Source organism: Bacillus sp. FSL E2-8900 (assembly GCF_037966225.1).
GTDB lineage: Bacteria > Bacillota > Bacilli > Bacillales > Bacillaceae_G > Bacillus_A > Bacillus_A cereus.
The window spans coordinates 1,103,600-1,120,791 of sequence record NZ_CP150193.1; the positions used below are offsets into that span (position 1 = coordinate 1,103,600).

Here is a 17,192-nt window from a genome sequence, read left to right on the forward strand (position 1 = left end):
TGAAAGGTGGGGTTACATGTCACTTCGATTTGTGATTGGTAGAGCGGGAAGTGGAAAAAGTACACTTTGTTTACGCGAAGTGCAAGAAGAGTTAAAACAACGCCCGAGAGGGAAAACAATATTATATCTTGTGCCAGAACAGATGACATTCCAGACGCAGCAGGCGTTAATTGGAAGTGAGGATGTAAGAGGTTCTATTCGGGCACAAGTTTTTAGTTTTTCACGATTAGCGTGGAAGGTACTGCAAGAAGTTGGCGGAGCGAGTCGTCTTCATATTGATGAAGCTGGTGTACATATGTTACTCCGTAAAATTGTAGAGTCTCGTAAAGATGGATTATCGGTGTTCCAAAAAGCAGCGGAGCAAAACGGTTTCTTTGAACATCTTGGCAGTATGATTGCAGAGTTTAAACGTTACAATGTAACGCCATCTAACGTATATGAAATGTGGCAACAATTAGATGCGCATAGTAGCAGTGCCGAACAAAAGTTACTAGCGAATAAAGTGTATGATTTACAGCTATTATACGATGATTTTGAACGTGCTTTAATTGGAAAATACTTAGATTCAGAAGACTACCTGCAATTGCTAGTGGAAAAGCTTCCGCAGTCTGAATATGTAAATGGTGCGGAAATTTATATAGATGGATTTCATTCATTCTCCCCGCAAGAGTTAGAGATTGTAAGACAGCTTATGATTTGCGGAGCGAGAGTTACAATCACGTTAACGATAGATGAAAAAACGTTAGCGCAGCCAGTAAATGAACTCGATTTATTTTATGAAACGACGTTAACGTATGAAAAAATAAAACAAGTAGCGCGTGAAGAGAAAATAGAAATTGAAAAAACAATTCCACTTATGGAACAGCCGCGTTTTCATTCTCCGGCATTAGCGCATTTAGAAGCTCATTATGAAGCGCGTCCGAATGAAAAATTTAACGGTGAAGCGAGTGTAACGATTAGTACAGCTGCGAATTTACGAGCGGAGGTAGAAGGTGTTGCGCGTGAAATTCGTAAACTTGTTGCGAATGAAAAATATCGTTACCGGGATATTGCAGTGCTTCTTCGTAATGGGGAAAGTTATTACGATGTGATGCGAACGTTATTTACAGATTATAATATCCCGCACTTCATCGATGAAAAGCGCCCGATGTCACACCACCCATTAGTAGAATGTATTCGTTCTGCACTCGAGATTATTAGTGGGAATTGGCGTTATGATGCGGTGTTCCGTTGCGTGAAAACAGAGCTTTTATATCCATTAGACGTAAGAAAAGAAACGATGCGTGAAGAAATGGATGAATTTGAAAATTACTGTTTAGCGTACGGTGTACAAGGAAAGAGATGGACTTCAGAGGATCCATGGATGTATCGCCGTTATCGTTCTCTTGATGATACGAACGGGATGATCACAGACAGTGAACGTGAAATGGAAGAGAAAATAAATAGGTTACGTGACGTTGTAAGAACACCTGTTATTCGCATGCAAAAAAGGTTAAAGCGTGCAGGAACAGTTATGCAAATGTGTGAAGCAGTTTACTTATTTTTAGAAGAACTGGATGTTCCGAAAAAACTAGAAGAATTACGTATACGTGCAGAAGAAAGTGGAGATTTCTTATTTGCGACAGATCATGAACAAGTATGGGAAGAAGTAATGAGCCTTCTTGATACGTTTGTAGAGATGCTTGGTGAGGAGAAAATGTCTCTTTCTATGTTTACGGACGTTATGTCGACTGGTCTTGAGGCGCTTCAATTTGCTAACATTCCGCCGTCATTAGACCAAGTGTTAATTGCTAATATTGATCACTCCAGATTATCTGACGTGAAAGCAACGTTTATTATAGGTGTAAATGAGGGTGTTATTCCAGCAGCACCTATGGACGAAGGTATGCTTTCTGATGAAGAAAGAGAAGTTCTTGGTGCAGCAGGGATTGAATTAGGGCCAACGACGAGACAAACTTTGTTAGAAGAACAGTTCGTTATGTATCAAATGGTAACGAGAGCATCTGAGAAGCTATACATTTCATGCCCGCTTGCAGATGAAGAAGGAAAGACGTTACTTGCGTCTAGCTTTATTAAGAAAATAAAAAGAATGTTCCCTAATGTGAAAGATTCATTTATTACGAATGATGTAAACGATTTATCACGTTCAGAACAAATTTCATACGTAGCAACGCCAGAAGTAACGTTATCTTACGTTATGCAGCAACTACAAACGTGGAAGCGATACGGATTTGAAGGGAATTTAGACTTTTGGTGGGACGTATATAATTTCTACGTAACTTCAGATGAATGGAAACAAAAAAGCAGCCGCGTCTTATCAAGTTTATTCTATCGAAATCGTGCGAAGAAATTAAGTACAGCAGTAAGTAGAGATTTATACGGAGATATAATTAAAGGAAGTGTCTCTCGTATGGAACTATTTAACCGTTGTGCATACGCTCATTTTGCGCAGCACGGTTTATCGCTTAGAGAGCGTGATATTTTCAAGCTTGATGCGCCAGACATCGGCGAATTATTCCATGCGGCATTAAAGAAAATTGCGGACAAGTTATTGCGTGAAAACCGTACTTGGGCGGATTTATCCATAAAAGAGTGTGAGCATCTTTCTGTTTTAGTAATAGAAGAAATCGCACCGTTATTACAACGACAAATTTTATTAAGTTCAAACCGTCATTTCTATTTAAAACAAAAACTACAACAAATCATTTTCCGTACTTCAATCATTCTTCGTGAACATGCGAAGTCAAGCGGATTCGTACCAGTTGATTTAGAAGTGCCGTTCGGTATGGGTGGTACAGGATCACTTCCGCCGATGGAATTCTCATTACCAAATGGTGTGAAGATGGAAGTAGTCGGTCGTATTGACCGTGTTGATAAGGCAGAAGATGAAAACGGGACGTTCTTACGTATTATTGATTATAAATCAAGTTCAAAAGCGTTAGATTTAACGGAAGTGTATTACGGATTAGCACTTCAAATGTTAACGTATTTAGATGTCGTTACTTCGAATGCACAGACGTGGATGAAAAAAGGCCACGCAGCATCACCAGCTGGTGTATTGTATTTCCATATTCATAACCCAATCGTTGAGATGAAAGGTGACGCATCTGAAGCTGAAATTGAAAAAGAAATTTTAAAGAAATTTAAAATGAAAGGACTCGTATTAGGAGATGCTGACGTTGTTCGTTTAATGGATAACAAACTTTCAACAGGAAGCTCAGATATTATTTCTGCTGGCCTGAAAAAAGACGGTAGCTTTAGTGCGCGTTCAAGTATTGCAAGTGAGCAAGAGTTTAACGTACTGCAAAAATATGTACACCATACGTTTGAAAATATCGGAAAAGATATTACAGAAGGTGTTATCGATATTGCTCCTTATAAAATGGGAAATAAAGCAGCATGTACGTTCTGTAACTTCAAGTCTGTTTGTCAATTTGATGAGTCACTGGAAGATAATCAGTTCCGATCGTTAAAAGATATGAAAGATAGCGAAGCGATGGAGAAAATAAGAGAGGAGGTTGGCGGAGAATGATAGAAAATTGTCCTAAAAAACCAGAAGGTAGTCAATGGACAGATGACCAGTGGAAAGCTGTTGTAGCGAACGGGCGTGATATTTTAGTTGCGGCTGCAGCTGGATCAGGTAAAACAGCAGTATTAGTTGAACGTATTATTAAAAAGATTATTAATGAAGAGAATCCAGTCGATGTCGACCGCCTGCTCGTTGTAACATTTACGAATGCAGCAGCGCAAGAGATGAAAAACCGAATCGGGGAAGCGTTAGAAAAGGTATTAATTGATGAACCAGGTTCTCAACACGTAAGAAAGCAGCTGAGCCTATTAAATAAAGCTTCCATTTCAACAATTCACTCATTTTGTTTACAAGTAATTAGAGGATATTACTACATGCTTGATGTTGATCCTCGTTTCCGTATTGCGAATCAAACAGAAAATGAATTGTTAAAAGAAGAAGTGCTAGATGACATATTAGAAGAAGAGTACGGAATCGAAGATAATACAATCTTCTTTGAACTTGTTGATCGTTATACGAGTGACCGTAGTGATGATGACTTACAACGTATGATTTTAGCGCTTCATACAGAGTCAAGAGCGCATCCAAATCCGGAAAAATGGCTTGATAAATTAGTAGAAGCATATGACGTAGAAGGAAAGACAATTGAAGATTTAGTGTATGCTTCTTATTTATTAGAAGATGTGAAATTCCAGCTTGAAACAGCGGAACAGCATATTCGTAAGGCAACTGAACTCGCAATGCTTCCTGACGGTCCAGCGCCTCGCATTGAAACCCTGCAAGCAGATGTAGCATTACTTGGAACGCTATCATCAGCTGCTCGTGAGTCATGGACAAGTGTGTATGAAGCGATGCAAAACGTATCGTGGCAAACGTTAAAGCGTATTAAGAAAAGTGATTACAATGAAGATGTTGTAAAACAAGTAGACTCTCTTCGTAATAAAGCGAAAGATGAAGTGAAGAAATTACAAGAAGAGTTATTTAGCCGCAAACCTGAAAGTTTCTTACGAGATTTTCAAGATATGCACCCAGTATTAGAAAAGCTTGTTCAACTTGTAAAAGTATTTACAGAGCGTTTCCAAGCGATGAAGAGAGATAAAGGAATGGTCGATTTCACAGATTTAGAGCATTTCTGTTTACAAATTTTAAGTGAACAAAGTGAAAATGGTGAAATGAATCCGTCAGCAGTGGCGCTCCAATATCGTAATAAATTTGCTGAAGTATTAGTCGATGAATATCAAGATACGAATTTCGTACAAGAATCGATTATTAAATTCGTAACGAAAGATTCTGAGAGTGAAGGAAACTTGTTCATGGTTGGTGACGTAAAGCAGTCGATTTATCGTTTCCGACTAGCCGAGCCAGGACTATTCCTAGGAAAATATAAACGCTTCACACAAGAAGGATTAGGCGGCGGAATGAAGATTGACTTAGCGAAAAACTTCCGTAGTCGTCATGAAGTACTAGCAGGTACGAACTTTATTTTCAAACAAATTATGGGCGAAGAAGTTGGGGAAATTGACTACGATGCTGACGCTGAACTAAAGCTAGGTGCTACCTATCCAGAAGGTGAAGATGTAGCAGCAGAATTACTATGTATTCAGCAAACGGAAGAAGAAGTAATAGACGGTGAAGAAGGTGCAGAAGTCGAAAAAGCACAGCTTGAAGCTCGCCTTATGGCGCAGCGCATTAAAGCGATGGTTGATTCCGGTTATGAAGTGTATGACCGTAAAAATGATAGTATGCGTCCGGTACAATACCGCGACTTCGTTATTTTACTTCGCTCCATGCCGTGGGCCCCGCAAATTATGGAAGAGTTAAAATTACAAGGAATTCCAGTATACGCTGACCTCGCGACTGGTTATTTTGAAGCGACAGAAGTAAATATTATGATGAACGTATTCCGCGTTATTGATAATCCGATGCAAGATATTCCGCTTGCCGCTGTACTTCGTTCCCCAATCGTTGGATTGAGCGATGAAGAACTTGCAACGCTTCGTGCTCATGGAAAGAAAGGCTCGTTTTATGAAGTAATGAGCTCATTCTTAAAAGGGGCACCGCTTGAAGAGGAGCAAGAGCTTCATGATAAATTAGAGTGGTTTTATAACTTACTGCAAGGATGGCGTGAATTCGCCCGTCAACAATCACTTTCTGATTTAATTTGGAAAGTGTACGGTGAGACAGGTTATTACGACTTCGTTGGCGGTTTACCGGCTGGAAAGCAAAGGCAGGCAAACTTACGCGTACTATATGACCGCGCAAGACAATATGAAGCAACATCATTTAGAGGATTATTCCGCTTCTTACGTTTTATTGAACGTATTTTAGAACGCGGTGATGATATGGGTACGGCGAGGGCTCTCGGTGAACAAGAAGACGTTGTTCGCATTATGACAATTCATAAAAGTAAAGGGTTAGAGTTCCCAGTTGTATTTGTAGCTGGACTCGGTCGTCGTTTTAATACACAAGACTTAATGAAACGTTTCTTATTGCATAAAGATTTCGGTTTCGGTTCGCAATTTATCGATCCGCGTAAACGAATTAAATATACAACATTATCACAGCTTGCGATTAAGCGTAAAATGAAAATGGAATTAATTGCGGAAGAAATGCGCGTACTATACGTAGCATTGACGCGTGCGAAAGAGAAGTTAATTTTAATCGGCACAGTTAAGGATGCAAATAAGGAAATGGAAAAATGGCTTGATGCGAGGGAACATAGTGAATGGTTATTACCAGATCACATACGTGCCGGAGCGTCTTGTTATTTAGACTGGATTGCACCTTCATTATATAGACACCGTGATAGTGAAATGCTTCTTGAATTAGGACAAGGAAGTATTCCAGATGAAATTTACGAGTATGACACTAGCTGGAAAGTAGAAGTTGTGGACGGTAACACGCTACTTGCACCAGAGCCAGTTCAAGAAGAGAAACAAGAATTGTTAGAAGCGCTTCGTGAGAAACAGGCTGTTCCCCTGCAAAGTGAACGGAAAGAAGAAGTGTACGACAGATTAATGTGGAAGTACGGATATGAGGATGCGACATCTCATCGTGCGAAGCAATCTGTTACAGAAATAAAGAGAAATTATCAATCTGAAGAAGGTAGCGATAACGCCTTTATTAAAAAACTACGTGCACCAATTAAAACACGCCCGCGATTTATGGAGAAAAAAGGGTTAACGTACGCAGAGCGCGGAACAGCAGTCCATGCCGTTATGCAGCATGTTGATTTGAAGAAGCCGATTACGGTTGAAGTTCTTCAAGAGCAAATTGCTGGAATGGTAAATAAGGAATTATTAACATTCGAGCAGGCGGAAGAAATAGCGATTGAAAAAGTAATTTCATTCTTTGACAGTGACTTAGGTAAAAGGGTATTAGCGGCGAAAAGTGTTGAGCGTGAAGTACCATTTACGATGATGCTTGCAGCAGAAGAAGCATATCAAGATTGGCAAGGGAAGAGCGGGGAAATGATTCTTGTCCAAGGGGTTATCGACTGCATGATTGAAGAGGAAGATGGCATTACGTTAATCGACTTCAAAACAGATACGATTGAAGGGAAATTCCCAGGCGGATTCGAACAAGCGAAACCAATTTTAGAAGATCGATATAAAGTGCAGCTTTCTTTATATGCAAAAGCACTGGAGAAAAGCTTACAACATCCTGTAAAAGAGAAATGTTTATACTTCTTTGATGGGAATCACGTTGTAAATATTGAAGAATAGAGGGGCTTGAAAATGGTAACGGAAAAAACGTTAAGAACTTGTGAACAGGGACACGAGTACTATAAAAGTAGCGATTGTCCAACTTGCCCAGTCTGTGAGAAAGAGAGAAAACCAAAAGAAGGTTTTCTCTCTCTTCTTTCAGCGCCAGCAAGAAGGGCATTAGAGCACCGTGGAATTCAAACTGTAGAAGAACTCTCAAAATATAGTGAAAAAGAAATTTTAAAACTGCATGGTATGGGACCTGCGTCTTTGCCGAAGCTTAGGAAGGCTTTGGAGGAGAGTGGGTTATCATTTAAATAAAATAGTGCCTCTTCACTACTTACTTGTTTATACCACTATTTGTGGACAGTCAAGCTCTTGCTTATTAAAATTTCATTTTAATAATTTTGAATTAGATAAAAGAAAAAAGTAGGAGAATATCTCCTACTTTTTTTACGCTGTTCCAATCTGATCTTGATCTGCCACATCAGAATCAAATGTATTCGTTGCACTAACACCGTTAAACGTATTCACGACAAATCCAACATTGGAAGCTCCGGACCCATTATAAGCTTTCGTGTTTTCTTTCGGAGAAACGTTATAAAAATCTCCTAAATTGAAAGAACCGTTACTGTTTTGAACGACGAGATTTCCAACAACAGAAGGCATATCCATCCACCTACTTTACTAAACTTTGTAATTACTATATGAATTATTGTGCGGAAGGTTCATCTGTAATATATTGGCGGATTTGCATAATACGAGAGTTATTAAAAACATAATCAACATTTCCAATTTGAAATCCACCAGAGTTTAAAAGTGTGCGCAATTCAACGTTATTCACTTCAATAAAAGGGCATTCATTTACAATATTTAATTTTACATCTGTCGTTCGTTTTGGAATTGTAATGTGTTCATCTGTAAAGATTTCAAAAGCATCAAAGCTACCTTCTCCCCGTATATAACAAGGAATTTCACGGTGGACGGCAATAGCTCTACTTTTTAATTCCATTTGATTGGCATCTCCAACTTGAAATACGGCAGCAATCCCTAACGAAACAATAGAAACATTTTGGACAATAGACACATGATGCAACATAATTTTTCAGTCTCCTTAACCTGGAGTAGGAGGGACATCTGTTACTAATGGTACAAATGGACCCTCTGTAACTGTTTCAAATGGTGTATCGAGAATAGAAGATAGAATGAGGAGATTTGCATCTCCAATTAAAAAGAGTGCGGACGACGATACACCGTTCATTTTAATCTGTCCGACTTTTAACTCACGGTTTACAACGTTAAGGTTCATACCTACTTACTCCTTTCGGAAATTTCCCGGTATGTGCTGAATAAAGGAGAGAAAGGCTTTGTCAATATCTTGTTTCATTGCCTGAATAATGATATCTCGTAAATAGTCTGGATCTGTTGAAATACCTTCATATGATTGCGCTTGTGATAAATAATAAGGGAGTCGATGCTCCATCTGTTTTTTTATGTCATCCACCATCATTTGTCGATACATTTCATCAAGCGGTGTTCTCTCTTCTTGTTCAAAATGGAGAATACGATTATATGCTTCTTCATCTAAGTATCGATGCATTTCTTGGAGGATACCTTGATAAAAGTCTGGGTTTGTTTCGGTTTCAGGGTTTACCTTCAATGTTTCTGTATCCACTTGAAAATCTTCAATTTGTTGTCCTTTTGCTGAAAATGGGTTTAAACCAATATTTAAAGTACCATTTAAATTTTCGACTTTTAATTGATCGAATTTGTATTCCACTTTTCCTACAGAAGAGGAGGGGCGATTTTTTAATTCGTTAAGCTCTTCTTGGAGTTGGCGCACTTGATCTTCTAAATTCAGGATGGTTGCTTGTTGTGTTTGAAGAGCTTGTTGAAGTTGGTGTAAGTAAGTATATATATCTTGATTCATTTGTGAAACCTCCTTTTCAATAGGGAGGGTAAAAATATTCCTGCTATATATTTATGACAAGGATGTCTTAAGAAGAACTAGTTGATGGTTTGATAGAAATAATTTGTCCTTTCGCCTGTAATGGGCGAAGCGGTTCCGTAAATCCGCCCGTATTTGAAAATTTAGATAGGGCTTTAATACTTCCGGCAGTACCAATTTGGAACACAGAAGAGGTTGTAATGCTATCAATTTTAATACTGTTGATGATGATACTTTGGTTTACATAAAAATTCAATGCAATTGCCTCCTTTAAGTTGAGCCAATTATCGCTTGATCGATTACATCTGAATCGTTGACAGTCGTTGCACTTTGATAATTGTAGACAGAAACATTATCTCCAACGTTGAAAGAGCCGGCCCCGGCGAAAGCACGTGAGTAACTAATAGGCCTAATCGCAAATACATCTCCAATATGAAAAATACCACTTGATCCAATATTGACGATACGAATATGTCCGACCATAGCTGGCATACAAAACACCCTTCGCTTTTAAAATTTTCTTTTCTACTATTGTATGGGCGTTTCCAATAAAATGTGTATTTTTTTGAAATAAAAGAAACACACGCATTATTGCGTGTGTGTTTTGAACGTTTGATTAGGGTGTAAATCCGTATGTACATGACAAATTACATTTAAGAGCCTGTCCAGTTCTTGGCTACAATCCACTGTTTTTTGAGAAGTCATTCCATAGCGTTCAGCAAAATAAATCATTTTTTCACGTTTTTTTTCAATCGCTTGCTCAAACATTGAAATCGGCTCCATCTCTAAATGAAATTTTTAGTATATATGTAGTACATATTATACAAAAACTTCATAAAAAAGAAATGCATTCGCTAAAAAAAGTAAAATTTCTACATTTTATGCCAAATGATAAAGGGGTAACGAATAGGGGATGAGAAGAATATTGTAAAAATTAGCGTGCATGAGAAGGTTTTTTTCTTGCGGATGCGAATACAATTAAAGGGTATGAGTTTTAGGATGGAGAGTGGAAATATTGCGTTTTGTAACGGCGAAGAAAGAAGAAAAGGTATTTGTAGGTATTGTAGATGAAGAAGAAGAAAAGGTATTACACTTAAGAGAAGCGCAAAGACAAAAAGGGGAAAAGGTTACAATCCCTATTACAATGTTAGAGTGTATTGAAAGAGGGACTGAATGCTTTGAGAAAGTATGTGAAATTGTAAATTGGGCAAAAGAGAACGGGGAAGCGGCGTATTATCCGTTAACAGAGGTGAAAATATTAGCGCCGATTCCAAGGCCAAGAAAGAATATTTTGTGCGTTGGAAAAAACTATCGTGAGCATGCGGTAGAAATGGGCGGAGTAGAGTCTATTCCAGAAAATATAATGATCTTTACGAAAGCACCAACAACAGTTATTGGCATAAATGAGCAAATTAATGGTCACCCTCATGCAACGGACGAACTAGATTACGAAGGAGAATTAGCTATCATTATTGGTAAGCGAGGGAAACAAATAAAAAAAGAAAAAGCGCTTGAGCATGTTTTTGGTTATACGATTATCAATGATGTAACAGCTCGAGACATTCAAAGAAAACATAAACAGTTTTTCCTTGGGAAAAGCTTCGATACATTTTGTCCGATGGGACCGTATTTAATTCATAAATCGGTGGTTAATGCGCCGAATGCATTACACATTGAAACGGTAGTAAATGGAGAAGTAAGGCAAACTTCTAACACAAATAAAATGATTTTTTCAATAGAAGAAATTATTTCAACGATAAGTAAAGGAATGACTTTAGAACCAGGCGATATTATCGCAACAGGAACGCCGGCTGGTGTCGGAAAAGGTTTTACACCACCGAAGTTTTTACATGCTGGTGATGAAGTGGTCATTACAGTAGAAGGAATTGGTACTTTACGAAATGTAGTGAAATAAAGAAAAGAGCTATCTTGTTAAAAGATAGCTCTTTTTTATGGCCTTGGGTTATAGAGGTAATCGATAACGGCAAAAGTGTAAAGACCAATGAATGCAAGTGTACAAATGCCAAATAGTATAACCGTAAGTGCGCTTTTTTCTCGTCCAAAACCAATGATAGTAAGAATAACAGCAGTCCAAAATGATGCTTTCAGTAGTGTGAGTGTAGTAGGAGTTGAGTAATGAAGCCATGTTGTGGAAAGTAGGAAACCAAAGAATGTAACTAAAATAAAAGCTGTAGCTAAATAGTTAATATGTTTACCATATCTTAATAGCATGTCGCACCTCCTTTACGATTTTAAAATACAGAAAATTACAATTTCATCTTAATATAAATGAATATAAAAAGAAAGAGGTTGTCCCAACATGTCGGACAACCTCTCTATCATTACGATAATACAGCTTTAATTTTTTGGAATGCCCACTCTAAATCTTCTTCAGAGATTACTAGAGGTGGTGCGATACGAATTACATTTTCGTGTGTTTCTTTACATAATAGACCAGCTGCTTTTAGTTGTTCACAGTAAGGACGAGCTGGCTCGTTTAATTCGATACCGATGAATAAACCTTTACCACGAACTTCAGTGATCATTGGGTTATCAATCTCTTTTAATTGCCCAACTAATTTTTCACCTAATTGAAGAGAACGCTCTGTTAATTTTTCTTCTTCTAACACTTCAAGAGCCGCGATAGAAACAGCACATGCAAGTGGATTACCACCGAATGTAGAACCGTGAGAACCTGGTTCAAATACACCTAAAATGTCGCGGTTTGCTGCTACGCAAGAGATTGGGAACACACCGCCGCCAAGTGCTTTACCAAGTATGTACATGTCAGGAGTTACATTGTCCCAGTCACAAGCAAATACTTTACCAGTACGGCCTAAGCCAGTTTGGATTTCATCTGCTACAAATAAAACGTTTTCTTTTTTACATACTTCAAAAGCTTCTTTTAAGTAACCAGCTGGTGGGATATTAATTCCTGCTTCACCTTGAATTGGCTCTAAAATGAATGCTGCTGTGTTTGGTGTAATTGCGGCTTTTAATGCTTCTAAATCACCGTAAGGAATTACAACGATGCCAGGAAGCATTGGACCGAATCCACGCTTGTACTCTTCATTTGAAGACATGGAAACAGAACCCATTGTACGTCCGTGGAAGTTATCTTCACAAACGATGATTTCAGCACGGTTTGCTTCCACTTTCTTCACATCATAAGCCCAGCGACGAACTGTTTTAATTGCAGTTTCAACAGCTTCAGCACCTGTATTCATTGGAAGTACCATTTCTTTATTAGTTAGTTTCGCAACTTTTTCGTACCAAGGACCTAATTGATCGCTATGGAAAGCACGAGAAGTTAACGTAACACGATTAGCTTGGTCAATTAAAGCGTTAATAATTTTCGGGTGACGATGACCTTGGTTTACTGCAGAATATGCACTTAATAAGTCCATATAGCGGTTTCCTTCAGGATCTTCTACCCAAACACCTTCTGCTTTAGAAATAACGATTGGAAGTGGGTGATAGTTATTTGCTCCGTATGTGTCTGTAAGTTCGATAATATCCTTAGTTTGAATCATGATTGTTCCCCCTTTTGTTATTACAAGAAGTTTGTAAATACTCTAAATATTATAGCATTTAAATGTAAAAAAGCGAAACATTTCCTGAAAATAAATGAACATGTTATCATATAGAGTGAAAAAGTGTGAAAAGAGGAGGTAAGGGATACGATGGTACATATGCATATTACAGCATGGGCGTTAGGTTTAATTTTATTCTTCGTTGCGTATTCACTTTATTCAGCAGGAAGAAAAGGGAAAGGTGTACATATGGGGCTTCGCCTAATGTATATCATTATTATTGTGACAGGCTTCATGTTGTACATGAGTATTGTGAAGACAGCAACAGGTAGCATGCACATGTGGTATGGCTTAAAAATGTTAGCTGGTATTTTAGTTATCGGTGGAATGGAAATGGTTCTTGTGAAAATGAGCAAAAACAAACCAACAGGGGCGGTTTGGGGCTTATTTATTGTTGCGCTAGTAGCAGTATTTTACCTTGGGCTGAAATTACCGATTGGCTGGAAAGTATTCTAATAAAAAATAAAGCCACCTTATAATCTCAAAGACTTGGGAGATTATAAGGTGGTTTTTTACTTTATCCCGTAAACATCAGATTGGTGAAGGCTAATAATCAGTGGGCTACCCCACTGATTAAAGTTTCACTTTATGTCGCATCGATATGCAACTCTTCTCCATTTACTTTCGTAAAACGGAACATATTTTTATTTGACGTAGTGTGACGGACGAAATGGTGCTGCAGTGTACAGATCATTTCTTCGTTATCAAACAAAAGAATATTTACTCCTTCGCGTGACTCCTCTTGCGGTAAGAAAGATAAATAATTATGACAATACATGCAATCATATAAAGAGTAGTGAAGTGATTGCAATGATTCGGTTAATAATGTGAAGACAGAGTCAGGTAATTCCTCCAGCCATTCATTATAGCTAAGAAGTAACTTTTTTCGAATACGTATCATTTCACCATTTTGCAAATGGTGTTGCTCGTTGGCGATTTGTAATACATCTTGTTCATAGAAACGGGCTGGTAGCCAATTGTTATTATACAAAATTTCAAACCCATCTTCGGCAATATCTTCTAATAAAAACGCTTCATCATTTTCATCATCAAAGAATACCCACTCATTGTTTATATATTCTACATTACCGACTGTATGAGCACGGGGCTGATTATATAAAATATGTTTACGTTGTATCATACACGATTTCTCCTTTATGAAAAGTAGTTATTCCTGTTATAGACAGTTCGTGCGTTCTTTATAACTAGACACATCTAGACATAGGTGGGCATACAATAAAACACGTTTTACTGAGTGAGAATGCTATTCCATATGTGGATAGTAGGTTATCGTCAAGTTTTTCATTTTTTGATCCGCACTCTTAGGGTGGGGATTACTGCACGTTCAAGAAAAGAAATAAGATGGAAGGATGATTTATATGTGCGGGATTACAGGATGGGTGGATTATAAACGCTCATTAGAAGGAGAAAGAGATGTCGTTACGAAGATGGCTGAGACGTTAGCGAAACGGGGGCCGGATGATAATAAAGTTTGGATTAAAGGAAATGTCGCATTTGGGCATAAGCGGTTAATCGTTGTGGATCCTGAGGGCGGTAAACAGCCGATGACTTGTTTAAAAGATGAAACGAATTACGCCATTTGCTATAACGGTGAACTTTATAACACAGAAGACATTCGAAAAGAATTATTAAGAAGAGGATATACGTTCAAAGGTCATTCTGATACAGAAGTATTATTAGCTTCTTATATTGAATGGAAAGAAGAATGTGTCGATCATTTAAACGGTATATATGCGTTTGCAGTATGGGACGAACAGAAAGAGCAAGTATTTATTGCGAGAGATCGATTAGGTGTAAAGCCACTTTTTTATAAATATGATAGCGGACGCTTACTATTTGGTTCGGAGTTAAAAGCGATATTGTCGCATCCAGATGTGAAGGCGGAAGTAACGTTAGAAGGATTATCAGAAATATTCGGGCTCGGACCGTCAAGAACGCCTGGCCACGGTATTTATGCTGGTATAAAAGAATTGCGTCCAGGTCATGCGATGACATTTTCAAAGAACGGTTTATGCATATGGAGATATTGGAATGTAGAAAGTAAAAAACATGAAGACTCTTTTGAAGAAACAGTAGAGAAAACGCGCTTTTTATTACAAGATGCTATTACAAGACAGCTTGTTTCTGATGTACCACTATGTACTTTTTTATCGGGTGGTGTAGATTCGAGCGCTATTACAGCTATTGCAGCGAAAGAATATGAGAGATTGGGAAAAGGGCAATTACACACGTATTCTATTGATTATGAAGATAATGACAAATACTTTAAAGCGAATGCATTCCAGCCAAATTCAGATGCTCCGTTTATTAATTTAATGACTGAGACATTTCAAACAACCCATCATCGCTGCGTCATTTCGAATGAAAAATTAGCAGAGTATTTAACTGAAGCAGTACTCGTTCGTGATTTGCCTGGTATGGCAGATATCGATTCGTCATTATTATGGTTTTGCCGAGAAATTAAACAAGATTTTGTCGTTGGCTTATCTGGAGAATGTGCAGATGAAATATTTGGTGGATATCCGTGGTTTTATAGAGAAGATGATTTACAATCGAGTGCATTTCCGTGGATGCGTTCTACAGAGGCACGTGAACAACTTCTAAAAAAAGAATGGAGAAATAAATTAAATTTACAACAATATGTACAAAGGCGCTATGAAGAGTCGATTCAAGAAGTTCCTATTTTAGAGGGGGAAAGTCCGCTAGAAGCAAAAAGACGCCAATTATTTTATTTAAATATGGTATGGTTTATGACAACATTATTAGACAGAAAAGACCGCATGAGTATGGGAGCGAGCTTAGAAGTACGTGTTCCATTTGCAGATCATCGTCTTGTCGAATATGCGTGGAATATTCCTTGGGAAATGAAAATGTATAAAAACCGCGAAAAAGGTCTATTACGTAAAGCGTTAGAAGGTGTACTTCCACATGACATCTTATATAGAAAGAAGAGTCCTTATCCGAAAACGCACAATCCGCACTATACAAAAGCAGTAACAGTATGGCTTCAAAATCTATTAACGGATAAAGGTTCAATTTTACACGAACTGTTTGATAAAGAGCAGTTGAGCGGATTAATTCAGTCTGGCGGCAGTGCATTTCAAACACCATGGTTTGGTCAATTGATGACTGGGCCACAGCTTTTAGCTCATTTAGCACAAATTCACGTTTGGTTTAAAGAATATGGGGTAAATATTAAGGAATAAGGGAAAAGCGGCTTACAATTATGTAAGTCGCTTTTTATTAAAGAAATTTTCATATAAAATTCAAAATCACCTTATAAATAATATTTAATTAGAATTATTATTTTGACGTATTTATTATTACTTGTTATAATTGGAAACGAATGTTCTGAAAAGTATTCTCATTTATAAAATTGAGGTGTTATATAGATGACAAAGAAAAAAATAGGTTTACTCGTAATGGCGTATGGAACACCAGAATCATTAGACGATGTAGAGGCATATTATACACATATCCGTCACGGGCGTACGCCATCAGAAGAAGCGCTTGAAGATTTAATTGGCCGCTATAAAGCGATTGGTGGAATTTCGCCGCTTGCAAAAATTACGAAAGAACAGGCGCATAAATTAACAGATTCAATGAATAACATATTTACAGAGTATCAATTTACTTGTTACTTAGGTTTAAAACATATTGCACCATTTATAGAAGATGCGGTAGAAGAAATGAAGCGTGATGGGATCGAGCAAGCGATTAGTATCGTATTAGCGCCACATTACTCTACATTTAGCATTAAAGCGTATAATGACCGTGCTATTCGTCTTTCAAAAGAAATCGGTGGTCCTGTTATTGAACCAATTGAACAATGGTACGATGAACCGAAGTTTATTTCGTATTGGGCAGACCAAATAAAAGAGACGTTTACTAATATTATAAATAAAGAGAAAGCAGTCGTAATTTTTTCAGCGCATAGTTTGCCAGAAAAAATTATTGCAGCAGGAGACCCTTATGTAGAACAACTAAAGCATACGGCAGATTTAATTGCAGAAGCTGCAAATATTCAAAACTATACAATCGGTTGGCAAAGTGCTGGGAATACTCCAGATCCGTGGATTGGTCCAGATGTGCAAGATTTAACGAAAGATTTATATGAAGAGCATGGGTACGAATCTTTCATATATTGCCCAGTTGGTTTTGTAGCGGAGCATTTAGAAGTTTTATATGACAACGATTATGAATGTAAAGTTGTAACTGATGAATTAAATGCCAAATATTTTAGACCAAATATGCCGAATGCACAATCAGCATTGATCGACTGTTTGGCTGAAATTGTTTCCAAAAAAGTGAAGGAAATAGTTGACAAAGATTTAGTTTTGAATAATAATTAATTTATAATAATTTTAAATAAATAATAATTACTACGAAATAAAGAG

17 protein-coding genes are annotated in these 17,192 nt (G+C 37.7%); 7 read left to right on the forward strand and 10 right to left on the reverse strand.

Going from position 1 to position 17,192, the window contains the following annotated elements; all coding sequences use genetic code 11:
• Positions 1-16 precede the first annotated feature (16 nt).
• From addB to NST90_RS05700, 3 genes are read left to right on the forward strand one after another with little or no spacing between them, the layout of a single operon-like run.
• The gene (gene addB / locus NST90_RS05690; RefSeq protein ID WP_025709863.1) at positions 17-3,532 is read left to right on the forward strand and encodes a helicase-exonuclease AddAB subunit AddB; all 3,516 of its coding nucleotides are present in this window, start codon (positions 17-19) and stop codon (positions 3,530-3,532) included.
• Complete coding sequence (gene addA, locus NST90_RS05695) at positions 3,529-7,254, forward strand: helicase-exonuclease AddAB subunit AddA (RefSeq protein ID WP_025709864.1); 3,726 nt, start codon at positions 3,529-3,531, stop codon at positions 7,252-7,254. Before addB ends, addA begins: the two co-directional genes overlap by 4 nt.
• Before the next feature lie 12 nt (positions 7,255-7,266).
• Entirely contained in the window at positions 7,267-7,554 is a 288-nt protein-coding gene (locus NST90_RS05700; protein WP_000255728.1) for an RNA polymerase alpha subunit C-terminal domain-containing protein, read from the forward strand.
• 132 nt (positions 7,555-7,686) lie between these two features.
• On the opposite strand, the gene gerPF is transcribed toward NST90_RS05700, so the two are convergent.
• The 7 genes from gerPF to NST90_RS05735 all read right to left on the reverse strand — a co-directional run bounded on the left by gerPF (position 7,687) and on the right by NST90_RS05735 (position 9,949).
• Positions 7,687-7,902, reverse strand: a complete 216-nt coding sequence (gerPF, locus tag NST90_RS05705; RefSeq protein ID WP_001141566.1) for a spore germination protein GerPF — start codon at positions 7,900-7,902, stop codon at positions 7,687-7,689.
• 43 nt (positions 7,903-7,945) lie between these two features.
• Positions 7,946-8,332 carry a spore germination protein GerPE gene (locus NST90_RS05710; RefSeq protein WP_000902333.1) on the reverse strand — a complete coding sequence of 129 codons (387 nt, stop codon included), beginning with the start codon at positions 8,330-8,332 and terminating at the stop codon, positions 7,946-7,948.
• 15 nt (positions 8,333-8,347) lie between these two features.
• Complete coding sequence (gene gerPD, locus NST90_RS05715) at positions 8,348-8,542, reverse strand: spore germination protein GerPD (protein WP_001052807.1); 195 nt, start codon at positions 8,540-8,542, stop codon at positions 8,348-8,350.
• 6 nt (positions 8,543-8,548) lie between these two features.
• Positions 8,549-9,163 carry a spore germination protein GerPC gene (gene gerPC, locus NST90_RS05720; protein ID WP_025709865.1) on the reverse strand — a complete coding sequence of 205 codons (615 nt, stop codon included), beginning with the start codon at positions 9,161-9,163 and terminating at the stop codon, positions 8,549-8,551.
• 67 nt (positions 9,164-9,230) lie between these two features.
• Positions 9,231-9,437, reverse strand: coding sequence for a spore germination protein GerPB (gene gerPB, locus NST90_RS05725; protein ID WP_001012508.1), 207 nt, complete (start codon positions 9,435-9,437; stop codon positions 9,231-9,233).
• Between the two features lie 14 nt (positions 9,438-9,451).
• A complete protein-coding gene (gerPA, locus tag NST90_RS05730) occupies positions 9,452-9,673 on the reverse strand; it encodes a spore germination protein GerPA (protein ID WP_001111187.1) in 222 nt (73 codons plus the stop codon).
• Positions 9,674-9,769: 96 nt separating this feature from the next.
• Positions 9,770-9,949, reverse strand: a complete 180-nt coding sequence (locus tag NST90_RS05735; protein WP_000462841.1) for an aspartyl-phosphate phosphatase Spo0E family protein — start codon at positions 9,947-9,949, stop codon at positions 9,770-9,772.
• Between the two features lie 247 nt (positions 9,950-10,196).
• Here NST90_RS05735 and NST90_RS05740 point away from each other — a divergent pair, with 247 nt between their 5' ends.
• Entirely contained in the window at positions 10,197-11,096 is a 900-nt protein-coding gene (locus NST90_RS05740; RefSeq protein WP_001213071.1) for a fumarylacetoacetate hydrolase family protein, read from the forward strand.
• A gap of 35 nt (positions 11,097-11,131) precedes the next feature.
• On the opposite strand, the gene NST90_RS05745 is transcribed toward NST90_RS05740, so the two are convergent.
• On the reverse strand, positions 11,132-11,413 hold the full coding sequence (locus NST90_RS05745) for a hypothetical protein (protein WP_000926857.1): 282 nt from the start codon (positions 11,411-11,413) through the stop codon (positions 11,132-11,134).
• Positions 11,414-11,523: 110 nt separating this feature from the next.
• Complete coding sequence (gene rocD / locus NST90_RS05750; protein WP_000616658.1) at positions 11,524-12,714, reverse strand: ornithine aminotransferase; 1,191 nt, start codon at positions 12,712-12,714, stop codon at positions 11,524-11,526.
• Between the two features lie 150 nt (positions 12,715-12,864).
• On the opposite strand from rocD, the gene NST90_RS05755 reads away from it, so the two are divergent.
• Positions 12,865-13,230 (forward strand): YisL family protein, encoded by a 366-nt coding sequence (locus NST90_RS05755; protein ID WP_000233494.1) that lies wholly within the window; start codon positions 12,865-12,867, stop codon positions 13,228-13,230.
• Positions 13,231-13,360: 130 nt separating this feature from the next.
• Here NST90_RS05755 and NST90_RS05760 read toward each other — a convergent pair whose 3' ends face one another.
• Positions 13,361-13,915, reverse strand: a complete 555-nt coding sequence (locus tag NST90_RS05760) for a DUF2777 domain-containing protein (protein WP_000616046.1) — start codon at positions 13,913-13,915, stop codon at positions 13,361-13,363.
• Between the two features lie 238 nt (positions 13,916-14,153).
• Here NST90_RS05760 and asnB point away from each other — a divergent pair, with 238 nt between their 5' ends.
• A complete protein-coding gene (asnB, locus tag NST90_RS05765) occupies positions 14,154-16,001 on the forward strand; it encodes an asparagine synthase (glutamine-hydrolyzing) (protein WP_000333997.1) in 1,848 nt (615 codons plus the stop codon).
• A gap of 186 nt (positions 16,002-16,187) precedes the next feature.
• Complete coding sequence (gene hemH, locus NST90_RS05770; RefSeq protein ID WP_046392457.1) at positions 16,188-17,147, forward strand: ferrochelatase; 960 nt, start codon at positions 16,188-16,190, stop codon at positions 17,145-17,147.
• Positions 17,148-17,192 lie beyond the last annotated feature (45 nt).